A 21,986-nucleotide genomic window follows, 5' to 3' on the forward strand; every position below is an offset into this window, starting at 1 on the left:
CGGTCGAACCCACCACCGGAGGAACGAGAACATGACTGCAGTCGCCGTCTACGGAGCCACCGGCCACACCGGCCGGTTCGTCGTCGCCGAGCTCGCCGCCCGCGGCTACACGCCGATCGGATCCGGCCGCCGGGCCGAGGCCGGACGACAGGCGAGCGTGGACGACCCGGATGCGCTCGACCGCGCGCTCGACGGCGCCGAGGCGGTCATCAACGCCGCCGGACCGTTCGCCACCACGGCCGGTCCGCTGGTCGCGGCGGCACAGCGAGCCGGGATCCCGTACGTCGACGTCGCGGCCGAGATCGAGGCGAACGTGTCGACCTTCGCCGACCACACCAAGGCCGAGACCCCGATCGTGCCGGCGATGGCATTCTTCGGCGGCCTCGGCGATCTGCTGGTCACCGCGGCGATGGGGGAGCGGACCGCGGCCGACGAGATCCAGGTCGCCTACGGCCTGTCGAGCTGGCGTCCCACGGAAGGCACCCGGATCGCCGGGCAGGTGTCGCACGACCGTCGGGGCGGTCGCCGGGTCCGCTTCCGGAACTCCACGCTGGAGTACCACGAGGACGAACTGGTGCGGCAGGACTGGGACTTCCCAGCGCCGCTCGGGAAGCGTGAGGTGATCGCCGAGTTCAGCATGGCCGACATCGTCACGGTGCCCAGCCATTTCGCCGTACGCGACGTGCGTACCTACATGGCCGTCGAGGCCGCGACCGATCTCTCGGCTCCGGGCACGCCGACGCGGGACGAGGCTGACCCCGACCAGAGCTTCGTCGTCGACGTCGTGGTGCGGGCTGACGGAGTCGAGCGGCGGGCCGTCGCTCGCGGCCGGGACATCTACGCGGTGACCGCGCCGCTGGCGGTGGAGGCGGTGCAGCGGCTGCTGAAGGGGCAGACCCGGACGACCGGCGTGGCCTCGGCCGGGGCGATGTTCGACGCTGCTGATTTCCTCCGGGCGCTGACGCCGTACATCGAGGTCGAGCTGCCGTAGCCCCCAGGCTGCGAGAAGATGTGAGCCTCCCTGCAGCACGTACCGCCCACGTCCAGCTGGAGGCCGCCCCATGCAGTTCACTCGTCGCGACTTTCTCAAGGTGGGCGGCGGTGTGGTCGCCGCAGCCGCCCTCCCCGCCGCCCCGGCGTTCGCCGCAACCATCGACTACACCGCCCGTACGACGTTCGACGACTGGGACCGGCTGTTCCAGCAGGGCGGTCCCGGCCAGCCGGACCAGCCGAACGACAACACCAACGCCGACGGCCGGTCCGGCATGCTCGCGTGGAGCCAGTCGTACGTGCTCCTCGGGCTGGTCCGGATGTACGAGACGTACCGCGACACCTGCTACCTGGACCGGTTGATCGACAACGTCGACCAGGTCCTCGCGGTCCGCGACAGCGAGCGCGGCGTGACCGACTACCGCGGTCTGTCGCTGCCTGCGTGGCGGGCGGACCACCCGTACACCACCGGCTACACGACACTTGCCGACAGCAACGGACAGCCGGTGCTGGAGCTTCGGCAGGCGCTCCCGTACGCCGAGGACACCAAGGTGACCGTGACAGCGGGATCCCGGCCGGACACCTTCACGGTCAGGCTGGTCAACACCCAGGTCAACCGCACGGTCACGCACACCGAGCTGTCGATGGACCCGGCCAGCCCGGACTTTGCGGTGAGCCGGATCTACGCGGCCGCGCCGGGGCCGTTGCAGTTGACTGCACGCGCCGTGTCCCAAGGCGTGCCGGTCCTGGGGGAGTTCCCGATGCTGACCAAGCCGGTGATCTTCGCCGTACACACCGGGATGATCACGTACCCGATCGCGAGTTTCGTGCGACTGGTGTGCGGCTCACCGGTGCTGCGGCAACGGTACTGGGCGAAGGCGGCCGAGTATCTGACCGCGTGCCGCGAGGCGGTCGCCGTACATGACTGGGAATACCGCGAGACCGCGGCGGGCGGCGGGTACCTGATCTGGCCGAAGGAGCAGCCGCTCGCGTACGACGGGTGCGAGCAGCCGATCAACCAGTCACTCGGACTCGGGCAGACGCTGGTCGAGCTCGCGCTGGCGACCGGCGATCGCGGGTACCGGCGGAAGGTGGCGGCGCTGGCGAAGATGTTCGCCGGACAGCTCGCGGTGGACGCCGGCGACGCCTACCAGTGGCGGTACTGGCCGATGGGCGGCAAGGTGTACGACGGCTTCGTGAAGACGGGCTCGCCGGACACGGACGTCTCGATCTTCACGCCTTCCGGCGGCCCGGCCCGGCAGTTCGAGGACATCAGCCACGGCGCGATCGACGTCGAGTTCGCCGTCCGCGCCTTCCGCGCCCGCCTCGGCTTCACCGGCGCCGACATGGACCGGCTCGCCCGCACCTACACCCAGAACGTCGCCACCACCGACCCCGACGGCCTGCCCGCCATCCACACCACCGTCGCCGGCACCACCCTCGGCGCCGCCTCCGTAGCCCACCAAGCACCCCGCTGGATGCAAGCGACCCCCTGGGACCCAGCCGTCCACGCCCACTGCCTGGCCCTCTACACCCGCTACCAACCCACGCCCGAACGCGACGGCCAGCAAGCCATCGGGTTCGGCTGGCTGCTGGCCAACGTCGCCTACCTCAACTGGGGCGCGAAGTATGTCAGCTGACTACACAGCGTGGTCGGCGGCCGCCGTGGCATGATCGTGGGGTGGCTGGGGCGAAGGATGTGCGCGACCTGGCGTTGCTGCGGCGGGTGAAGGACCGGATCGACCGGGAGTTCGCGCAGCCGCTGGACGTCGAGGCGCTGGCGCGTGGGGTGAACATGTCGGCCGGACACCTCAGCCGGCAGTTCAAGCAGGCGTACGGCGAGGCGCCGTACAGCTACCTGATGACGCGGCGGATCGAGCGTGCGATGGCGCTGTTGCGGATGGGTGAGCTGAGCGTGACCGAGATCTGCTTCGCGGTCGGCTGCTCGTCGCTCGGGACCTTCAGCACCCGCTTCACCGAGCTCGTCGGCGTGCCGCCGAGCGTCTACCGCGAGCAGGAGGCGGAGGCGACCAAGGGGATCCCGGCGTGCATGGCCAAGCAGGTGACCAGACCGATCAGGAATCGAGAAGCGCCGGCCGGTGACCGCCAACTAGCGTGACGGTCATGGACATCACGATCAACCAGACCTACCTCCCGCACAACGACCCGGACGCCGCGATCGCCTTCTACCGCGACGTACTCGGCTTCGAGGTCCGCAACGACGTCGGCTACCAGGGCCTGCGCTGGATCACCGTCGGCCCGGTCGGCCAGCCGGTGTCGATCGTGCTCTACCCGCCGGAGGCCACCCCCGGTCTCACCGACGACGAGCGCCGTACCGTCACCGAGATGATGGCCAAGGGCACCTACGCCAGCATCAACCTCGGCACCCCGGACCTGGCCGCCACCTTCGCCAAGATCGAGGCCGCCGACGCCGAGGTCGTCCAGGAGCCGACCGACCAGCCGTACGGCGTCCGCGACTGCGCCTTCCGCGACCCGGCCGGCAACATGGTCCGGATCGCCCAGTCCTGACCGACCGACCTGATTAAATCGACCCAGGGGACGCGACGGGGGCAGCGCACGCATGCCCCCGCCCGACGGATGGAGACCACGATGCCCAAGGCCGGCACCAAGCCTGAGCAGCACGCCGCGGACAGCCACGACCTGATCCGGGTCCAGGGCGCCCGCGAGAACAACCTGAAGGACATCAGCGTCGAGCTCCCGAAGCGCCGGCTGACGGTGTTCACCGGGGTGTCCGGCTCGGGCAAGAGCTCACTGGTGTTCGAGACGATCGCCGCGGAGTCGCAGCGGATGATCAACGAGACCTACAGCGCGTTCCTTCAGGGCTTCATGCCGAACCTGTCGCGTCCCGAGGTCGACATGCTGGACGGCCTGACCACGGCGATCATCGTGGACCAGGAGCGGATGGGCGCCAACCCCCGCTCCACGGTCGGCACCGCCACCGACGCCAACGCGATGCTGCGGATCCTGTACAGCCGGCTCGGCAAACCCCATGTCGGCCCGCCGACGGCGTACTCCTTCAACGTCCCGAAGCGGACCGCGACCGGCTCGATGGTCGCGGACAAGGGCGCCGGCGAGAAGACCGTCGTACGCAACGCCGTCTACCACGGCGGCATGTGCCCCAAGTGCGAGGGCATGGGGTCGGTCAACGACTTCGACCTGACCGCGCTGTACGACGAGAACAAGTCGCTCAACGAGGGCGCGCTGACCATCCCGGGCTACAGCATGGAGGGCTGGTACGGCCGGATCTACCGCGGCTGCGGCTACTTCAACCCGGACAAGCCGATCAAGAAGTACACCAAGAAGGAACTGCACGACCTGCTCTACCGGGAGCCGACCAAGGTCAAGGTCGAGGGCATCAACCTGACCTACACCGGCCTGATCCCGCAGATCCAGAAGTCGTTCCTGTCCAAGGACGTCGACGCGATGCAGCCGCACATCCGCGCCTTCGTCGAGCGCGCGGTGACGTTCACGACCTGCCCGGACTGCAACGGCACCCGGCTCAGCAAGGAAGCGCTGTCGTCGAAGGTCAAGGGCAAGAACATCGCCGACCTGTGCACGATGCAGATCAGCGACCTGGCCGACTGGATCCGCGGCCTCGACGAGCCGTCGGTCGGGCCGCTGCTGGCCGGCCTGCAGCACCTGCTCGACTCGTTCGACGAGATCGGCCTCGGCTACCTGTCGCTGGACCGCCCCGCGGGCACGCTGTCCGGGGGAGAGGCGCAGCGGACCAAGATGATCCGCCACCTCGGTTCCTCGCTCACCGACGTGACGTACGTGTTCGACGAGCCGACGATCGGCCTGCACCCGCACGACATCGAGCGGATGAACAACCTGCTGCTGCAGCTTCGCGACAAGGGCAACACCGTCCTCGTCGTCGAGCACAAGCCCGAGACGATCGCGATCGGCGACCACGTCGTCGACCTCGGCCCGGGCGCCGGCTCGGCCGGCGGCACGGTCTGCTACGAGGGCACCGTCGAGGGCCTGCGCAAGAGCGACACCACCACCGGCCGCCACCTCGACGACCGCGCGAAGCTGAAGGAGACGGTCCGCGACTCCAACGGCAAGCTCGAGGTACGGCGCGCGTCGACCAACAACCTGCGCAACGTCAACGTCGACATCCCGCTCGGCATGCTCTGCGTCGTGACCGGCGTGGCCGGCTCCGGCAAGAGCTCGCTGATCCACGGCTCGGTGGCCGGCCGCGAAGGCGTCGTCGTGATCGACCAGGGCGCGATCCGGGGATCCCGGCGGTCCAACCCGGCGACGTACACCGGTCTGCTGGACCCGATCCGCAAGGCGTTCGCCAAGGCCAACGGCGTGAAGCCCGCGCTGTTCAGCTCGAACTCCGAAGGCGCCTGCCCAACCTGCAACGGCGCCGGCATCATCTACACCGAGCTGGGCGTGATGGCGACCGTCGAGTCGACCTGCGAGGAGTGCGAAGGCCGCCGGTTCCAGGCGTCGGTGCTGGAGTACACGCTCGGCGGACGGAACATCGCGGAGGTGCTCGCGACGCCCGTCTCCGAGGCGCTGGAGTTCTTCGCCGACGGCGAGGCCCGGACGCCGGCCGCCGAGAAGATCCTGGACCGGATGGCCGACGTCGGCCTCGGCTACCTGACGCTCGGCCAGCCGCTGACCACGCTTTCCGGCGGCGAGCGCCAGCGGCTCAAGCTGGCCACCCAGATGGGCGAGAAGGGCGACGTCTACATCCTCGACGAGCCGACCACCGGCCTGCACCTGGCCGACGTCGAACAACTCCTCGGCCTGCTGGACCGCCTGGTCGATTCCGGCAAGTCGGTGATCGTCATCGAGCATCACCAGGCCGTGATGGCCCACGCCGACTGGATCATCGACCTGGGTCCGGGCGCCGGCCACGACGGCGGCAAGGTCGTCTTCGAAGGAACCCCGTCCGACCTGATCGCGAAGAAGTCCACCCTCACCGGCGAGCACCTGGCCGCCTACGTCGCCTGACGCCGTCCGCCTGCGGGCGTCACGGGCTGCGGAGGGACCGGGCGGCTCGGGCCGCCTGGGCGGCGACGCCGGGGATGCTCGAGGTGATGAAGGAGCCGCCGCCGACGAGGTCTCCGACGACGTGCACCCTTGGATCGGCGGGAATCAGTCCGCCGGACGGGTGTCGGGTGGCGAGGCCGGTTTGCGTCAGCGAGCGGACGAGGTCTCGGCTCATGGCTGGGACCGCTTGCGGTGGCGGGTTCACTGCGTTGACGACGAACTGGGCAGTGATAAGTTCGTTGCCGTGGGCCCGGAACCGGCCGTTGTCGACCTCGATCGACTGAAGCCCGGGGACGAGGGTGAGCTGGCCGGCGTCCAGGAGCCCCATCAAGGTGGCGGCGTTCACCGGGACCATGGGCGACGCCACGCTGGCCGCCGTACGGAGATGACGTCGTACCAGCGCCCGATCGGCCTCCGGCAACAACCGCCACACGAAGGGTCCGACCGTGTGCGCGGCCTCCTGCAGTACCCGGCGGCCGGTACTGGGATCGTCGATCGCCGCGATCTGCCGCCGGAGCCGCTCGACCGGATCCTCGGTCTCCGTGCCCAGCAGCTCAGCCAAGAACTCGTTCAAGTTCTCATCCGCCAGCTCCGCGCGGAACAGCTCGACGAGCTGATCGAGAGTGACCATCCCCAACCCGGCAACCCGTTCGGTGGTCAGGTGCTGCGGCCGCCGCTCGTTCGGCCGCTGCCAGACGTGCGGCAGGACGCCACTGCGTGACAGCAGGGTGATCCGTCCCGTGTGCCCGCGCGCAGCCAGCGAGACGACAACGTCTACCGCGGTCAGCCCGCTGCCGATGACCGCCACATCGCTCTCAGCAGGCACGCCATCGAGCGTCTGCGCCAGCGGATACGGATCCGCGAGGAAGCCTTCGGTGCCCGCGAGACCGTACAGGTCCGGGGGAGTCCCGCCACCAACGCACAGCGCCACCTGTGTTGCCGGGTGCTCGTGGCCGTCCTGCGTGCGCACCACGAGACGTGCTTCGGTACGTCGCACTTCCGTCACTCGAGCCGGTACGACGCGGACCAGCCACCCCTGCTCGCCTAACGCGGCTATCGCCTTCTCGGCCGTGTCCGCCAGATACTCGCCGTACACCGCGCGTGGCACCAGCGGCTGGCCCAGCAGTTGGTCGAGGTGCTCCGCGCCGCGATTTCCCAGCCAGGCGGCGTAGTGCCCGAAGTCGCCGCTCCTGATCGACATGATGGCCGGCGGCGCGTTCACCAGCACCGACTCCAGGTCCGGGCCGTACGGCCGACCACGCCACAACTGCGGCGACGGCTCGAAAACGCTCACCGTGCCCGCACCTGATCGGCCGCGTCCTTGGTCGCCCGGCCTGGCAGCCAGCGCATCGAGCAGCCCGACAGCCGCCGCGCCCCCTCCGACGATCGCAATCTCCATGATCTCCCTCTCGTTGACGTCCACCTCGACCCTCGCCGCCCGCACCCGCGATCCCCATCCCCCGCGAACAGGCGATCGACAGCGCGCTGACCCCCTCAAACGAGGGATGGTGCGTTGTGGGGGACCGGGCACACTGGTCGGCGGAGGGATGTGGATGACTGATCACCGCCGGGCGGTGCTGTCGGCTGCCGAGCGGGCCGTTAACGGGGTTGACCTGTTCAGTCGCGTCTCAGCGGGGTTGAGGCGGCGGGTGCCGTTCCACTCGGCCGTGTGGACGGCGTCCGACCCGGAGACCGGTCTGATCACGGCGCCGATGCTGGTCGAGAACCTCGGCTCCGGAGACGGCTGCGCCACCTACTGGGAGAGCGAGCTGCTCGAGGAGAACGTCGTACCGTTCCGCGACCTCGCCCGCGCGACTGTCCCGGCTGCGGGCTTGCGCGCCGCGACCGGCGGTCTGCCCGCCCGCAGCGCCCGCTTCCGGCGGTTGCTGGCCGGTCAAGGTGTGTACGACGAACTCCGCGTCGTACTGCGGATCGGCGACCGGCCGTGGGGGCTGGTGAGCCTGTTCCGCACCACCGACGCCTTCAGCCCGGACGACATCGCGCTGCTCGCGGACCTGTCCCGCCCGCTGGCCGAACGGCTGCGCGAGTTCGCCCGGCCCAGCGAGACCGCGCCCCGCACGGACTCGCCGGCGCCCGGCCTGATCCTCTTCGACGAGACCGGCGCGGCCACGTCCATCAACGACGAGGCCCGCCATCACCTCTCTACGCTGCCGACGGGACCCAGCTTCCCCTCGCCACTCGGGCTGAAGCTCCCCATCTGGGTGATCGGTACGGCGCTCCAGGCGCGAGCGATCGCAGACGGACGCGACCATGGCAACGCCCGGATACGTCTGCGAACGGCCGACGGCCGCTGGCTGGTTTGTCATGCCTCTTGTCTCAACGGTCCTGGTGGCCGGCCGGGCCCGGTGGCTCTCGTCCTCGAGCCTGCAACGACTGCCGATCTGGCCGTCCTGATCGCCGACGCCTACGGCCTGACGTCACGCGAGCTTCAGATCACCCAGCTGGTCGCGCGCGGAATGACCACGGCCGAGATCGCCTCGACACTGTTCATCTCCCCGCACACAGTCCGCGACCACCTCAAAATGGTCTTCAGCAAGGCGCACGTCTCCACCCGAGGCGAGCTCGTAGCGCGCCTCTTCACCGAGCACTACTGGCCGGCCCTACCCGAGCCCACGTCCACTCGAGCTCCAGGTCAGCGGGTGCGGTCGTAGATCAGGGCGATTTCGCCGTCCGGGCCGGCGGTCTGGCTGGTCAGGGTCCACTGGTTCTCCGGGAGAGCGCCGTCGAACAGTTGGGGGCCGTTGCCGAGGAAGATCGGGAAGATCATCAGTGCCAGGCGGTCGACCTGGTCGGCTGCCAGCAGTGCCTTGATGACGCTGGCGCTGGAGAACACGACGATGTCGCCGCCCTCGGTCGCCTTGAGCTCGTTCACCACGTCGACAGTAGGATTGTCGACAATCGTCGTACGGTCCCAGGGCGCCTCGGTGAGGGTGGACGACAGCACCACCTTGTCGGTGTCGACGAGCCACTTCGCGAACGCCTCGTCGCGCGGGTCGGCGCCCTCCATGCCGATGACCGTGGGCCAGAACCCCAGGAAACCTTCGGCGTTGACCCGGCCGAGCAGCGCCGTCGTGGCCGGCTCGAAGAGGCTCGTCATGTGGTTGCGTGCGACATCGGTGATGGCGTACGGCAGCACCCAGCCCATGTCGAGCGGATCGGTCTTGGCGTACCGGCCGTCGATGGACAGGCTCATGTTGGTCACGACCCGGCGGCCGCTGGTCTGCTCGGTCATTTCTTGCTCCTCAAGTCGGTGTTCTGCAGGGTCGCCACGAGCTTGTCGAGGCTCTGGCCGAAGCCCAGTTCGATCCCGGCGATGAAGTCCGCGGAGTCGACGGTGCTGTCGGTGATGCGGTAGAGGACGTCCAGCTCGGTGCCGGCGTCAGTACTGCGGAGGTCGAAGTCGACCTGCGCCGTGAAGGCGATGCTGCCGTCGGGCAGCGTGGGGGAGAGGCGGTAGGAGAGGCCCTCCCCTGGGCGCGCTTCGTCGACGGTTCCCTCGCCCCGTCCGGCAACCTGCTCGGTGCCGCCGGTGTCCTCGAGGTCGCGGTACTCCAGGACGATCCGGCCGCCTGGGCGCGGCTCGAAGATCAGCTCAGAGACACGCAGGTCGTCCGGCGTCCACCAGAGGGTCAGCAGATCCGTCTCGGTCAGATGCCGCCAGACCAGCTCGGGATCGCCGGCCAGCGAACGGTGGAACCCGAACGTCCGACCGTCCGCCCATCCCGGCGCCTCGGCAGCGAGCCGCTCCGCTTCGAGGCTGAGCCCGTGACGGTCGAACGCCGTACGTGCCCCACCAGGCTGATCCACGGCGTCGGCGAGCCGGCTGAGCGCGGTCGCGAGATCCCGCAGGGGAGTGGCCTGCAACGCGTAGATGCGCCGCTGCCCTGTCCGCTGCGAGATCACGATGCCGGCCCGCTCGAGCGTCTGCAGGTGCTTCGTCGTCTGCGGCTGCCGCGCCTGCGCAAGCTCCGCGAGTACGCCGACCGACCTCGGGCGTTCGGCCAACAGCGTCACCAGGCGCCACCGCGCCGGGTCCGCCAAGGCACTGATCACTGCGTCCATGACTCCGATTATTCACACGGACGAATATTCGTGTCAAGGAATAACTTCCGCGAACCCACGAACTTGTCGGTCGCGGATGGCAGGGTGACTCTCACCTGAGCCGGAAGAACGGAGCGACCTGATGAGCCGCGAGGTCCAAATCACCTTCGACGCCCACGACCCGCGGGCGCTGTCGACCTTCTGGCGCGACGTCCTGGGCTACGTGCATCCTGGGCCGCCCGGGGTCGAGCTTCCGGAGGGCGCTGATCCGCTGGCTGCGTGGGACGAGTTCCTGGAGCGCATCGGCGTACCGGAAGACCAGCGCAACACCAGGTCGGCCATCGAGGACCCGGACGGCAACCACCCACGCGTCTTCTTCCAGCAAGTCCCGGAAGGCAAGACCGTCAAGAACCGCGTTCATCTGGACGTCCGTGCAGCCCCGGGCCTCGAAGGCGACGAACGAATGGCCGCTCTGGAAGCCGAGTGCACCCGCCTCGAAGCCCTAGGCGCAACCCGGGGATACCGCGTCGATCCGGCGCCCCCGATGGAAGCCGGCTTCATCACCATGCAAGACCCCGAAGGCAACGAATTCTGCCTGGACTGACACCCCCTCGATAAAGTCGAAGTGGAGCAGGCCCGGCCAGTCCAAGCTCGTGACAGCCTAGGAAGGACACCGTCATGTCGGAGCTTCTCGTCGATTTCATCACCTCCCTCGACGGCTACGCATCGGGACAGGGATGGCCCGGGTTCTGGGGCCTCGAGGGACCGGAGTACCTCGCATGGCTCGGCGAGCAGCCCGAGGTCACCTACCTGATGGGAGCGAACACCTACCGCCTGATGTCGGGCTTCGCCGCCGGCGAGGTCCCGAGTGGCCAAGACGAGTTCAGTCCCGACGAAGAGGCGTCTGTCGACGAGCTCACGCAAGCGACCAAGGTGGTGTTCTCCTCCTCACTCGAGGAGCCGCTGACGTGGGCCAACTCCACGCTCGTCCGCGACGACGCCGTCGAGGCGGTCCGCGCCATGAAGTCCAGTGGATCGGGGATCCTCAGCACGATCGGCAGCATCAGCCTGTGCCGGTCCCTGCTACGAGCCGGACTCGTCGACCGCTTCCGGGTCGGGATGTTCCCGGTGATCACCGGGGCCACGGGCGAAGAACGCATCTACGACGGCTATCCGGACGTCGCCCTCGAGATGATCGAGCACCGCACCTTCGACGGCCGCATCCAGCTGGTCGAGTACAAACCCCGCGTCCTCGAACACCCACCACTCGGCGCCCCCGCCTGACACCGCCCCTGGAAACCTGCATCCAAGGAGGAAACCATCTACTTCTACCCCGGCTCTTTAACTGGCAGGAACGGAAGTTGAAGAGCCGGGGTAGGACGGACAACAGAGGTAGCAGAGCCAACGGATGTCCGCACCGGCTGAGCTGAGGCGGACGAGGATCGGTTCGGGAGCGGCGATGCGATCGCTGTCGCCTAGTTGAGCCCTGAGGCGTGCGCCGCCTATTGTCCGGCCAGCTTGGCCACGACCGGCGCGAGTGTGTCGGCGAAGTCGGCGCCGATGACGAAATAGGAGAAGCCGATCTCCTCGCGTCGGCGTTGGATTTCTTCGGCGGCTGCCGCGGGGTCACTCGGAAGTATGACGAGCGAGTCGGCCGCGCGGAGCGCTGCGGTGTCGAGGTTGGGCGGCGCCATGAACGGAGCGACACGGTCACCGACGGCGGCGACGTGCTGGGCGAGTTCGATGTCTCGGCGGCCGGCAAGGTCGCGTACCCGGTGCGTGGTTTCGACCCGATCATCGTCCGGTGCGAGTACGAACGTGACTGCGTCAGCAACTTCGAGCGCCAGCGCCTGCGACTTCGGTCCGCTCACCGCCATGACCACCGGCGTGTGCAGATCGGGGCCATCGAACGTCCGCAGGGCGGCCACGGTCTCGCGCATCCTGGCACGACGCTCAGCTGGGGAGACTGCAGGCAGCCCCAGCTCGACTTCGATCCCGGGTCGGCCGGCGCCGATGCCCATTTCGAAGCGGCCTTCGGTGAGTACTGAGAGTGAGTGAGCCTCCCATGCTGTGCTCCATGGTTCGCGCAGCGCGGCGGCATAGACCCACGAGCCGATCCGCAGGTCAGCGAGCGTGGCCGCGGTCGCCAGCGTGGGGCCAAGTGCTGGTTGCCACGTAGGAACGTCGGGCATCAGCAACGTTGAGTAACCGCTGGCGGCGATGCGGCGCACGCGGTCTCGCCACGCCGGCAGGTCAGAACCGATCGGCGCAACGACCCCGAATCGGTATGGTCTGGTCACTGGCTTGGCCTTGTCGTTCATCGTGGTTCTCCTCGAGTCTGGAACCTTGTCCGGTTGCCCTCTCCACGAACCCGCCACCCAGAATCCGACAACCCCGCCTTTGGAACGTCGACACCTCGATCGGAACTGAACCGCCGTGGTCGGCTGTCCGCAGATTGCGACGTCACCGGGAATCGTCCCGCCTGGAAACCTACCCGAGCGACCGATCCCATCCACTTCCGTCAACTGGCATGCACGGGTGTTGATGAGCTGGGAGTAGGGCAGCCGGAATCGCCCAGATCGCGGCTTGTCGGTGCGCTTGCGCGATGGTCTGCGACCATCTCTGCATGGACCAAACCCTGGACCGGGGCGGACGATCAGCGCTGCACTACGCTGCTCTGGACGGTGACACTGATCAGGTCGTGGCGCTGATTGCCAGCGGTGGAGACGTTGATCTGGCTGACGGCGCAGGCTTCACTCCGCTGCACTTTGCGGCGCAGGAAGGTCACGCCGCCGTGGCGGAGGCACTCATTGGGGCCGGGGCTTCGATCGATGCCCGCAACCGGTTCGGCAACACACCTCTGTGGGTTGCCCTGATGAACGTCCGTGACCAAGAGGGCGAGATTGTGTCCGTCTTGCTGGCCGCCGGGGCCGACCCGGACGCCGAGAACAACCATGGAAGGACGCCTCGGGGGATCGCTGACACCGTCGCGAACTACGACCTCAAGCGCTTCTTCGGGTAGTGCGCGAAGATCGCCGCCAATGGCGCGATTCAGTCGTTCCGACTCCCCATGTTCAACTGGCAGGGACGGGAGTTGATGAGGCGGGAGTAGTGGGGAGCGGACGCCCGGATCGCGCAGTAGCGTGCCTCCGAGCGCGCGCAGAGCGCCAGAAAGTGTGCACTTGAATCTCCCAACGCCAGCCAGCGCCAGGGAGTGCATACCCACCCCGAGCTGGTGGTAGCAGGCGGTAGTAGGTTGTCGGTCCATGCCATCGGTCAAGCAGGTCCAGGTCACCTTCGACTGCATCGAACCCGAGCGCGTCGGTCGGTTCTGGTGCGAGGTGCTGGGGTACGTCGTGCCGCCTCTGGAGGGCTTCGGAACGTGGGACGACTTCCAACACTCGATGCCGCCCGAGGAGCAGGGCTCGTGGTTCGCCTCCGTCGATCCCTCGGGGGTGGGCCCGCGCCTGTACTTCCAGCGCGTGCCCGAAGGCAAGGTGGCCAAGAACCGCGTCCACCTCGACGTGCGGGTCGCCTATGACCTTGAGGGCGAAGAGCGGCTGGCCGCCCTCGAGGCCGAGTGCGCTCGGCTCGTCCCGCTCGGCGCGAGACGCGAGCGACTGCTGTACGACGGCACCGACGCGTGCATGGTCATGCAGGACATAGAGGGCAACGAGTTCTGCCTCACCTGAGGACCCGCCGCACGGTCATCGGCTATGTCCGTGCGTCTGTGCACCAGTTGAGCGATTCCCTCCTCTGCCGCGAAAACCGGGTTTGACCTGCGCAAAAAACCCGTGGGTTAACTGGCAGGGACGGGAGTTGATGAGCCGGGAGTTGGGGTCTAAGGATTCGAACGGTGCATTTCAGGACTGGCTCAGATGTTCGCTACGCAAGCTGTCCATGAGCGCAACGCAAGCCTGTGGTCCTCCTTCGACCAGTGCGTCGAATCGGTCCCACTCGGGCGGAGCATCCTCTGGGCGGCCGAAGCGGTAGCGGCCCCATTCGCCCAGAGCGATCAAGACGGGGACAGTTTGAATCCCGACCTCGGTGAGGCTGTAGGTCACCCGGTGCCCCCGCGGCGCGGGGTCCTTCAGGCTCGCCGGGGCGACGGTGGATGCTGGAGACCGGCTGGGGCAGGACACTGTGTCTGGAGGAGAGCCCGTGGCTGCCCCTGGCCCTCCTGGTAGTGGCTGCGGTGATCGCCTGGGCTCGCAGATCCAGTAACTCAATCCTGGTCGACATTCTCCGACGGTGACGACCACGCATCGAGAAATGGAGAGAAGCAGTGAACGAGATGACACTTCGTGTGACGTCCGACGACGGTACGAGGATCGCCTACGACCGGAAAGGCACTGGCCCGGCGGTGATCCTCGTCGGCGGCACCCTAGACGACGGCGCTGAGAACGCGCCGCTGGCCCGGCTCCTTGCCGACCATTTCACGGTCTACAATTACGCACGACGCGGCCGGGGCGCCAGCGGCAATACACCGCCGTACGCCTTGGCGCGGGAGGTGGAAGACCTCGACGCGCTGATTGCGACAGCCGGCGGCTCAGCTCACGTGTACGGCGCCTCATCTGGCGGCGCCCTCGTGCTGGAGGCAGCAGCGTCAGGTTCGGCGATCGACAAGATCGCGGTGTGGGATGTGCCGTACGTGATCGGGGACGACCTGTGGCCGAGGTTCAACCAGTACCTCGCGGACACCCACGAGGCATACAAAGCCGGCCGGGACGAGGAGCTCCTGGAACTGTTCATGAGGCTTACCGGCGGACCCGACGCGGACATCGCGGCTGGCAAACAGCACCCGCTCTGGGCCTCGTCCGTCGCGCTCGCCCACACGCTCGTCAAAGACGCCGTGATCCTCAATGACTACAAGATCCCCACGAACCGACTTGCCCGCATCACTCAGTCGGTCCTGGTGACCACCGAGGGTCCGACCACCGAGCCCCAGTTCGCAGGCCTCCCGACCGACTTCTTCGACCGCGCCGCGAAAGCGATAACCGCTGCCATCCCCCAGACCGAACGACACACGCTCGACGGGCAGGGACACGTCGTCGCCCCCGAACTCATGGCCCGTGTACTGAAGACGTTCTTCAACCAGTAACCCGTCGACTGATCAGGTGGCGACCGTGGGTCGCTTCGGAACGCAGGCCCATCGGCCACGTCAGCATCGGTCGGTGAGCGGCGACTCCTGAGTTCCGGAGTCTCGCCGCGTGTTGGCGCGAACGCGATCTGCAAGCCTGCGATCCCTTCCCCATGACGGGTGCGCCGATGACGCGGACCTTGCCGCGAGCTCGTCAACTGGGCAGCCAGCGCACGGACTCACCGGCTCTTCGCCGGCGATGGCGCATCAGACTCACAGTGGAGTCTCATGGAGAGCCAATCGACACCCAGCGGATCGCTCTTGCTCACCTACGAAGCCACGAGCGAATGATCATTTGAGGGTCAGTTCAGCCCGCCAATGGTGAGGCCTCGGCGCCACGGCCCAAGGGGTCGGCGGCGTACAGCAGTCACTGCACGGCGCCGGACGAGCACGCCCCCGCGAGGACTTCAGCGCGGCCCGATAGGCGTCGGGTTCCGCCGCATTGGCGCACGTCCCCGGCCATTCCCTCAACCGAAGCCATTCGCACTGTCACGAGATACGCCTCTGCTCACGTGCGGCGGCGATGTACTCGGCATACGTCGTTGCCGAGCCGAGCGCGTGGCGTTCGATCGTGGCCGGGTGGTAGCCGAGCGCGTCGGCGATGATCGGTACCGGGCCGAGCTTGGTGAGTTCGTGCAACGTCCCGAGCCGGGCAGCTCGGGTGCTGAATACAACCTTCAGCCTCTGTCGCAAACTCGAGCCGTGAATGTGCTGGCCGGGCGAGTAGCCGCGGAAGACCCAGTTGCTGTGGGGATGGGACGCAGTGAGGTCGTTGCCGGGTGCGGCTGCGGGTTGGCGCATGGGCTCGTCCAAGGGGGAGGGGAGTGCGAACTCGGTTTTGCCGAGCCTGACGGTGACGACGTCGTCGGTGACGGTGACGTCGTCCCAAGTCAGCTGGGCGACGTCTTCGATGTGCTGGCCGAAGATGATGACCAAGATGGCGGCAGCCCGGTCGCGCGCGCTGAGCTCGTCGCTGTGCACAACGCGCTCGACGACCACGTCCTGTCCAGACTTGGGCAGCTTTCAACTCCCGTTATATAAGCGCCGATAAGCGACATTATGTCAACTACTAGCCTGTCACAGCGTCTGCAGGTAGCTGACGACTCGTGCGGTTGCGCTCCGGTGGATGGGAATCGGTCCCTTCAGCGGGCAGCGGCAGAGGCCGTTGTTGACATTGCTTTGCGACCGTTAGCAGGATGTGGTCTGGCATCGGCCGATGCCCAGCTTCTGAGGACCTGCCCCAGCGGGGTCTTTGAGATGGCGAAGGGGAATCCGCCCTCAAGGCCAACTGTTCGTGTCCAGGCCTGTATCGAGTGTCGCGTCGCTGGGGGGCGAGGACAGCTCGAGGAGGCTTGTCATGACCAAACAGGGCAGTTTCAAGCGCGCCGTCCGCGAACGGGCACGCGAGACCGGGCAGCGGTACACCCAGGCACTCGCCGATCTGGAGCAGATCAACAGATCGCCGTTCGCGCGGACCCGCCCGTTCGAGAAGTTCGACCTCAGGACCCACCTCGAGACGCGGTACGGGATTCAGATCAGCTCGCTGGCACCGATCGACGACGATCCGGCCACCCGGCCACGTGGCTCGTGGCCGGGCCACTACCCATCGACGTTGCTCGTCCGGCGGGAGGACGGTCCGCCGTGGATCGCCCGGGTGTTCTCGTCGCGGGCTGACCAGCTCGCTCGTGTCGAGGGCGACGCGGAGATCCTGCGGTTCCTGGCTGCGCACGACTTTCCCGCTGAACGGATCGCGCACGATGATCCGGTGTCGAGGTTCGACGACAGCGGCGTGATCGTGACGCAGTTCGTCGACGGCGGACGCCCGGCCGACGAGCACGGCCGCAGCGAATCCGCCGAGGTCGCGCATGAACTGGGCAGCCTGTTGGGGCGATTACACACGCTCCCCGCAGCAGCCGGCGCGGTCGCCAGGGACGGCGGTGCGGAGGAAGCCGACGGCGGCTTCTACGTGGGCCGGCCGAAACAGGATCTGGCCGCGGCGATGAGCTTCCTGGCCAGTGTCGAGGACAAAGTGACCCTCGACGGTCGGGAGAAGTTCGAATGGCTGCGCGATCAGGTCGAGAACGCTGACGACGCTGAAGGGCTGCCCGAAGCGCTCACCCACAGCAACTACCACCTCTGGGCCGCCGTCGGCGTCCCCGGCACGCTCACGATCGTAGGCTGGGCCGGCTCCGGGCGCGGGCCGCGGCTACCCGCACTCGCCTGGCTCCTGAGGACTACAGCCGAAGGCAACCCGGACAACATCGACGCCGTCCTGCGCGGCTACCGTCAGTATGTCCAGCTCAGCGACGATGAGGTCCAAAGGCTCCCCCGCATCCTGAACATGCGAGCACTCTGGTTGGCCTGCCTCGATTTCCAGATGGCCGTGAGCAACGGCGACACGCCGACCATCAACGAGGGTTGGGTACAGCCAGGAAGCACCGAGTACGCCGAACGACTGGCGGTGCGCGCTATCGCAGCCTTGAGTCGGTGAGCCCGGCCCGATATATCAGAGCCCGGTCGGACGACCTACCAGGCGAGTCGGTCTAGATGGTTATGGCCGGAAAGGAGGCGAGCGATGCGGTGCTGCGCCGCTTCGCGGATGTCAGGCTGCGGGTGGTGTGCGTAGAGCGCGAGCTCCACGTACATGTCATAGAAGTTCAGGCGCTCGCGCAGATGCTCGCGCTCGAACAGCTCCGGATACGCGCCGTGCAGCCATCCGGGGACCTCTGTGAGTGTGGTCTCGTCGAGCCCTTCTTTGTCGGGTGTGGGTGGGTACTCTCGCGCCCTCGCGCACCAGCGCAGGATGGTGTCGAGCTCGACATCCGCCGGCTGAGCCAACGCCTCCGCGAAGTCGATCAGACTGGTGACGCGTCCTTGGTCGACCATCACGTTGGAACCGTGTAAGTCACCATGGACGAGGACGGGTTCGTCGGTGGCGAACAACGCCAGCCGCTCCTGGATCCAATCGGCGACGTCCGCGAGCAGGCGCGAGTCATGACCGGGCAGTCGCCGGGCAGCCTCGACCTGCTGGAGCGCCGCACTCACTACGGGTGGGTGGAACGCAGGCCACGGCTTGCCGGCGAGCGCGTCGGCCAGCGCGTCGGCCAGCCAGGGCGGCAGCAGGTCGGCCGTGACAGGAACGCGGTGAAGTGCCCGCAACGCAATGCCGAGGCTTTCGATCATTGCTTGGCGCGTGTGCGAGTCCGCCGCCGGCCACGCCTCGTACAGGGTCCGGCCGGGCACGCGTTCGGTGACACACCACGGCCCGTCCGGACCGTCGCCGTGGGCGAGGTGCCGGGCGTGTGGGACCTCGCTGCCGGCGAGCAGGTTGGCGACTGCAGCCTCGTGGCGAAACGAGTCGCGGTACTGTCCGTTGCTCAGTCGTACGACGTGTTCGTCGCCGACCCACACGCGGCTGACCCAGCCGGCCTTTGGACGAAAACGCCCGGTTGCCGGCAGACCAGCGGCCGCCAGCGTCCTCAGCAGCGCCGGATCGCTAGCCGGCTCGTCGACGAACGGTGTTGATCGGGTGATCGCGGTGCTCCTCAGAACGGCTGACAAGGTCTCAACGTATCGACCTCAACCGCTAGCGGAGGAGCGTTTCGAGGTCTGGGAGTCTGCGGAACAGATCCGGTAGGCCGCGGATGCCGTTGCGTGCGGACTCGTGTGACAGGGCGAGGTCTGGGCCGGTGGTCGCCTCGACGCCGGCCAGGCAGCGGAGGATGTTCCACCTCGTGTGGCCCAGCCAGCCGCCGATCATGAACACGAACCAGCTTGGACCCGGCGGCGGCAGTGCTCCGCCTCCTGCGACGTAGCCGTCCAGGACCGCGCGGAAGATGGCTGGCTGGATGTCGTCGAAGCCAGGTCCCTTCGAGATGCTCAGCGCGGTCGAGCCGAGCTCACTGGACAGGTCGAGCATCCCCGAGAGCTCCCAGTCGAGCACCACCGGCCGGCCGTCTCGAGTGAGCAGGTTCCACGGTTGGACGTCCTTGTGGGTCAGTACGACGGGGCCCGGCCGTTCGCAGGTGTCGACGAAGTGGGCAATCGCGAGGAACGTCTCGACCTGGGAGGCGAGTTCCTCGGCCCACGGCTGTCCGGTCGCCACCGCCCGCTCGGCGAGCTCTGGCCAGTCCCGTGACGTCAGTTCTTCGACCGTCCTGTCGGTCCACTCGACGTCGAGCGCGTGGAGGCGCGCGAGGATCTCACCGATCTCGAACGCGTACGCCGCCGGCACCGGTGCTTCGGGCACCTTCTCCCCCTCGACCCACCGGTGGACGAGCGTGTCGGGGCCGGCCGAGATCGGCTCTGGCATCGGGATACCGGCCGCAAACGCCGCCCGCTCGAACCTGAACACGTCCTCGAGGTGGTAGGCGAACCGGCGGTCGGCGAGGTTCAACTCCTTCACCGCGAACGACCCCTGGTCGGTGTCGAGCCGGTACATCCGGTTGGCGAACCCGCCATGCACGCGGACCATCGGCCCGACCGGTACGCCGAGATGCGAGAGATTCATCCCCCGCAATCTAGGGCCTCGCACTTCATCGACGCACCGGAATTACTCTGCCCTTCGTGGCAGATCAGAAGAACATGGAGACCGTTCAAGTCCTCCACCGGACGGGCCAGTGGTGTCCCGGGCGGCGCGTCGGCGACGTTGTCGCGTACGACGCACGAATCCTCCCCCAATACCAGGTTCGCGGACGACCCACGATCGATCGCAGCTACCTGCTGCTCGACGAAGGCATCCAGTTGACCAAGCCCGCGGTGTTCGAAGGTCCGGTCGAAGGCTGGTGGTACGTCGATCTCGTCGAGGTGGAACTGGTCGACGGCGGATATGCCGTACACGATCGCTACGTGGACTTCTTGGTCCCGCCCGGCGCTGACCGCTATCACGTGCTGGATCTGGATGAGCTTGCGGATGCGCTCAGTGCTGGGCACATCACGGCTGCGGAATGCGCCACCGTGCTCAGCAGGACGCAGCGGTTCGTGGACCGGCATCTGCGGGCCACCGAGAAGGGATCTGTGGCTCCCCCACTGCACTTTCCACCGGCCGGTGTCGCCGCACTCGAACCACTCCCCTGCTTCTTCGAATGAAATCTGGAAGGCTGTGTCGGATCAGGACTGAGGTGTTCGTTGCAGGAGTGAATGGCGGCCGACAGGACGCCCGGAGCACACAGGAGTTGACCGAGATGCAGTATCTGGTTTCCGTGATCGACGACAAGAGCAATCCCGGCAGCACGGACCGGCAGCCTGCCATCAGCAAGTTCAACGAACGGCTGATCGCCGAGGGCTTCTGGGTTTTCGCGGGCGGACTCGCCGACACCACCGCGGCCACGGTCATCGACAACCGCGGTGAGCAGCCGGTGGTCACCGACGGGCCGTTCGTGGAGTCGAAGGAGTACCTGGCCGGCGTCTGGGTGTGGGAGGCCCCCGACCTGGATGTGGCGCTCAAGCTCGCCGCCGAGGCGTCGAAGGTCTGCGACCGCAAGATCGAGGTGCGGCCATTCCAGTGAGCGATGTCGAGGAGACGATCACCCGGGTGCACCACGCGGAGTGGGCGCGGGTGGTTGCCTCCCTCACCAAGCGTTTCGGCGACCTCGACATCGCCGAGGAGGCGGCCGCCGAGGCGTTCGCGACCGCCGTCGAGCGCTGGCCGGCCGACGGCGTACCGCCGAATCCCGGCGCCTGGCTGACCACGACCGCGAATCGCAAGGCCATCGACCGGATCCGTCGCGAGAGCAAGCGCGACGACAAGCACAAGGAGGCTCAGATGGTGTACGACGACCCGCCCGAGCCTCTCGGGATCATCGACGACGAGCGGCTCCGGCTGATCTTCACCTGCTGCCACCCGGCGCTCGCGATGGAGACCCGCGTGGCGCTGACGCTGCGCATGGTCGGCGGTCTGACCGTGCCCGAGATCGCCCGTGCCTTCCTGGTGCAGGAAACCGCGATGGGGCAACGGATCACCCGGGCCAAGGCCAAGATCAAGGCCGCTCGAATCCCCTACCGGGTCCCGTCCGCCGAAGATCTCCCGGCCCGCGTCTCCGGTGTGCTCGCCGTCCTCTTCCTGGTCTTCAACGAGGGCTACCTCGCGACCGGCTCCGACACCGACCCGGTGCGCCACGAGCTGACCGCCGAAGCGATCCGGCTCACGCGCCTGATCCGGGCTCTGTTGCCGGCCGACGGTGAGGTCGCCGGCCTGCTGGCACTCATGCTCCTCACCGAGGCCCGCCGTACCGCCCGGATCTCGGCGAGCGGCGAGTTGGTCCCCCTCGATCAGCAGGACCGTGGATCCTGGGACGCCGAGCTGATCGCCGAGGGGCATCGGCTGGTGCGCGAGCGTCTGGCGGCCGGTGTGCGTCCGGGTCGCTACCAGATCCTCGCGGCGATCAACGCCGTACACACCGACGCTCCGGACGTGCGCGACACGGACTGGTCGCAGATCGTTGCCTTGTACGACCAGTTGGTTCGGGTCGACCCGTCTCCGATCGTTGCGCTGAACCGGGCCATTGCGGTCGCGGAGCTCGACGGTCCGGAGGTGGCGCTGGCGACGATCGAGCGTCTCGAGGACCAGTTGACCGGTTATCACGCCTTTCACGCGACGCGGGCCGAGTTGTTGCGGCGGATGCGTCGCGGTCCGGAGGCGCGGGTCGCCTACGACAAGGCGATCGAGTTGGCGGGCAACACCGCCGAGGTCGCCCACCTGACCCGCCGCCGCGACCAGTTGGCCTAGGTTGAAGGGCTGTTGATGCGCGGCGGCAGCGTCTAGCGTGCC

At 67.7% G+C, this 21,986-nt stretch carries 22 protein-coding genes; 15 read left to right on the forward strand and 7 right to left on the reverse strand.

Annotated features, from left to right (window positions below):
- The first annotated feature begins 31 nt into the window (after positions 1-31).
- The 5 genes from AB0H36_RS11445 (at position 32) to AB0H36_RS11465 (ending at position 5,976) form a co-directional block, all read left to right on the forward strand.
- Positions 32-991 (forward strand): NAD-dependent epimerase/dehydratase family protein, encoded by a 960-nt coding sequence (locus AB0H36_RS11445; protein ID WP_360520130.1) that lies wholly within the window; start codon positions 32-34, stop codon positions 989-991.
- Between the two features lie 70 nt (positions 992-1,061).
- Positions 1,062-2,630, forward strand: a complete 1,569-nt coding sequence (locus AB0H36_RS11450) for a twin-arginine translocation signal domain-containing protein (RefSeq protein ID WP_360520132.1) — start codon at positions 1,062-1,064, stop codon at positions 2,628-2,630.
- Positions 2,631-2,671: 41 nt separating this feature from the next.
- Positions 2,672-3,109 carry a helix-turn-helix transcriptional regulator gene (locus tag AB0H36_RS11455; RefSeq protein ID WP_360520134.1) on the forward strand — a complete coding sequence of 146 codons (438 nt, stop codon included), beginning with the start codon at positions 2,672-2,674 and terminating at the stop codon, positions 3,107-3,109.
- 5 nt (positions 3,110-3,114) lie between these two features.
- On the forward strand, positions 3,115-3,519 hold the full coding sequence (locus tag AB0H36_RS11460) for a VOC family protein (RefSeq protein ID WP_360520136.1): 405 nt from the start codon (positions 3,115-3,117) through the stop codon (positions 3,517-3,519).
- An 81-nt stretch (positions 3,520-3,600) separates the two neighbouring features.
- Positions 3,601-5,976 carry an excinuclease ABC subunit UvrA gene (locus AB0H36_RS11465; protein WP_360520138.1) on the forward strand — a complete coding sequence of 792 codons (2,376 nt, stop codon included), beginning with the start codon at positions 3,601-3,603 and terminating at the stop codon, positions 5,974-5,976.
- 19 nt (positions 5,977-5,995) lie between these two features.
- On the opposite strand, the gene AB0H36_RS11470 is transcribed toward AB0H36_RS11465, so the two are convergent.
- Positions 5,996-7,459: an FAD/NAD(P)-binding protein gene (locus AB0H36_RS11470; RefSeq protein WP_360520140.1), complete on the reverse strand. Its 1,464-nt coding sequence runs from the start codon at positions 7,457-7,459 to the stop codon at positions 5,996-5,998.
- A gap of 109 nt (positions 7,460-7,568) precedes the next feature.
- Here AB0H36_RS11470 and AB0H36_RS11475 point away from each other — a divergent pair, with 109 nt between their 5' ends.
- The gene (locus AB0H36_RS11475) at positions 7,569-8,687 is read left to right on the forward strand and encodes a LuxR C-terminal-related transcriptional regulator (protein WP_360520142.1); all 1,119 of its coding nucleotides are present in this window, start codon (positions 7,569-7,571) and stop codon (positions 8,685-8,687) included.
- Here AB0H36_RS11475 and AB0H36_RS11480 read toward each other — a convergent pair.
- Together AB0H36_RS11480 and AB0H36_RS11485 are read right to left on the reverse strand one after the other, a co-directional pair.
- The gene (locus tag AB0H36_RS11480; RefSeq protein ID WP_360520144.1) at positions 8,669-9,268 is read right to left on the reverse strand and encodes a dihydrofolate reductase family protein; all 600 of its coding nucleotides are present in this window, start codon (positions 9,266-9,268) and stop codon (positions 8,669-8,671) included. The genes AB0H36_RS11475 and AB0H36_RS11480 overlap by 19 nt on opposite strands.
- The gene (locus tag AB0H36_RS11485) at positions 9,265-10,098 is read right to left on the reverse strand and encodes a metalloregulator ArsR/SmtB family transcription factor (protein WP_360520146.1); all 834 of its coding nucleotides are present in this window, start codon (positions 10,096-10,098) and stop codon (positions 9,265-9,267) included. The genes AB0H36_RS11480 and AB0H36_RS11485 overlap by 4 nt, the downstream gene beginning before the upstream one ends.
- 121 nt (positions 10,099-10,219) lie before the next feature.
- Here AB0H36_RS11485 and AB0H36_RS11490 point away from each other — a divergent pair, with 121 nt between their 5' ends.
- Complete coding sequence (locus AB0H36_RS11490; RefSeq protein ID WP_360520148.1) at positions 10,220-10,681, forward strand: VOC family protein; 462 nt, start codon at positions 10,220-10,222, stop codon at positions 10,679-10,681.
- 74 nt (positions 10,682-10,755) lie between these two features.
- Entirely contained in the window at positions 10,756-11,361 is a 606-nt protein-coding gene (locus tag AB0H36_RS11495) for a dihydrofolate reductase family protein (RefSeq protein WP_360520150.1), read from the forward strand.
- 218 nt (positions 11,362-11,579) lie between these two features.
- Here the strand turns inward: AB0H36_RS11495 and AB0H36_RS11500 are convergent, their stop codons facing one another.
- Positions 11,580-12,398 carry an LLM class flavin-dependent oxidoreductase gene (locus tag AB0H36_RS11500; RefSeq protein WP_360520152.1) on the reverse strand — a complete coding sequence of 273 codons (819 nt, stop codon included), beginning with the start codon at positions 12,396-12,398 and terminating at the stop codon, positions 11,580-11,582.
- 284 nt (positions 12,399-12,682) lie between these two features.
- Between AB0H36_RS11500 and AB0H36_RS11505 the strand changes: the two genes are divergently transcribed.
- The 3 genes from AB0H36_RS11505 (at position 12,683) to AB0H36_RS11515 (ending at position 15,178) form a co-directional block, all read left to right on the forward strand.
- Positions 12,683-13,099 carry an ankyrin repeat domain-containing protein gene (locus AB0H36_RS11505; protein WP_360520154.1) on the forward strand — a complete coding sequence of 139 codons (417 nt, stop codon included), beginning with the start codon at positions 12,683-12,685 and terminating at the stop codon, positions 13,097-13,099.
- A 244-nt stretch (positions 13,100-13,343) separates the two neighbouring features.
- Positions 13,344-13,769, forward strand: coding sequence for a VOC family protein (locus AB0H36_RS11510; RefSeq protein WP_360520156.1), 426 nt, complete (start codon positions 13,344-13,346; stop codon positions 13,767-13,769).
- A 602-nt stretch (positions 13,770-14,371) separates the two neighbouring features.
- On the forward strand, positions 14,372-15,178 hold the full coding sequence (locus tag AB0H36_RS11515; RefSeq protein ID WP_360520199.1) for an alpha/beta fold hydrolase: 807 nt from the start codon (positions 14,372-14,374) through the stop codon (positions 15,176-15,178).
- A 528-nt stretch (positions 15,179-15,706) separates the two neighbouring features.
- On the opposite strand, the gene AB0H36_RS11520 is transcribed toward AB0H36_RS11515, so the two are convergent.
- Positions 15,707-16,216 carry a hypothetical protein gene (locus AB0H36_RS11520; RefSeq protein ID WP_360520158.1) on the reverse strand — a complete coding sequence of 170 codons (510 nt, stop codon included), beginning with the start codon at positions 16,214-16,216 and terminating at the stop codon, positions 15,707-15,709.
- Positions 16,217-16,574: 358 nt separating this feature from the next.
- Here AB0H36_RS11520 and AB0H36_RS11525 point away from each other — a divergent pair, with 358 nt between their 5' ends.
- Entirely contained in the window at positions 16,575-17,708 is a 1,134-nt protein-coding gene (locus AB0H36_RS11525) for an aminoglycoside phosphotransferase (RefSeq protein WP_360520160.1), read from the forward strand.
- A gap of 35 nt (positions 17,709-17,743) precedes the next feature.
- Here the strand turns inward: AB0H36_RS11525 and AB0H36_RS11530 are convergent, their stop codons facing one another.
- Together AB0H36_RS11530 and AB0H36_RS11535 are read right to left on the reverse strand one after the other, a co-directional pair.
- Positions 17,744-18,778, reverse strand: a complete 1,035-nt coding sequence (locus AB0H36_RS11530) for an aminoglycoside phosphotransferase family protein (RefSeq protein WP_360520162.1) — start codon at positions 18,776-18,778, stop codon at positions 17,744-17,746.
- Positions 18,779-18,803: 25 nt separating this feature from the next.
- Positions 18,804-19,727 (reverse strand): phosphotransferase, encoded by a 924-nt coding sequence (locus tag AB0H36_RS11535; RefSeq protein ID WP_360520164.1) that lies wholly within the window; start codon positions 19,725-19,727, stop codon positions 18,804-18,806.
- Positions 19,728-19,783: 56 nt separating this feature from the next.
- Here AB0H36_RS11535 and AB0H36_RS11540 point away from each other — a divergent pair, with 56 nt between their 5' ends.
- The 3 genes from AB0H36_RS11540 to AB0H36_RS11550 all read left to right on the forward strand — a co-directional run bounded on the left by AB0H36_RS11540 (position 19,784) and on the right by AB0H36_RS11550 (position 21,944).
- Positions 19,784-20,305 carry a hypothetical protein gene (locus AB0H36_RS11540; RefSeq protein WP_360520166.1) on the forward strand — a complete coding sequence of 174 codons (522 nt, stop codon included), beginning with the start codon at positions 19,784-19,786 and terminating at the stop codon, positions 20,303-20,305.
- Between the two features lie 95 nt (positions 20,306-20,400).
- A complete protein-coding gene (locus tag AB0H36_RS11545) occupies positions 20,401-20,724 on the forward strand; it encodes a YciI family protein (RefSeq protein ID WP_360520168.1) in 324 nt (107 codons plus the stop codon).
- Positions 20,721-21,944 (forward strand): DUF6596 domain-containing protein, encoded by a 1,224-nt coding sequence (locus AB0H36_RS11550; protein WP_360520170.1) that lies wholly within the window; start codon positions 20,721-20,723, stop codon positions 21,942-21,944. Before AB0H36_RS11545 ends, AB0H36_RS11550 begins: the two co-directional genes overlap by 4 nt.
- Positions 21,945-21,986: the final 42 nt, after the last annotated feature.

This window comes from Kribbella sp. NPDC050820 (assembly GCF_040653975.1).
Taxonomy (GTDB): domain Bacteria; phylum Actinomycetota; class Actinomycetes; order Propionibacteriales; family Kribbellaceae; genus Kribbella.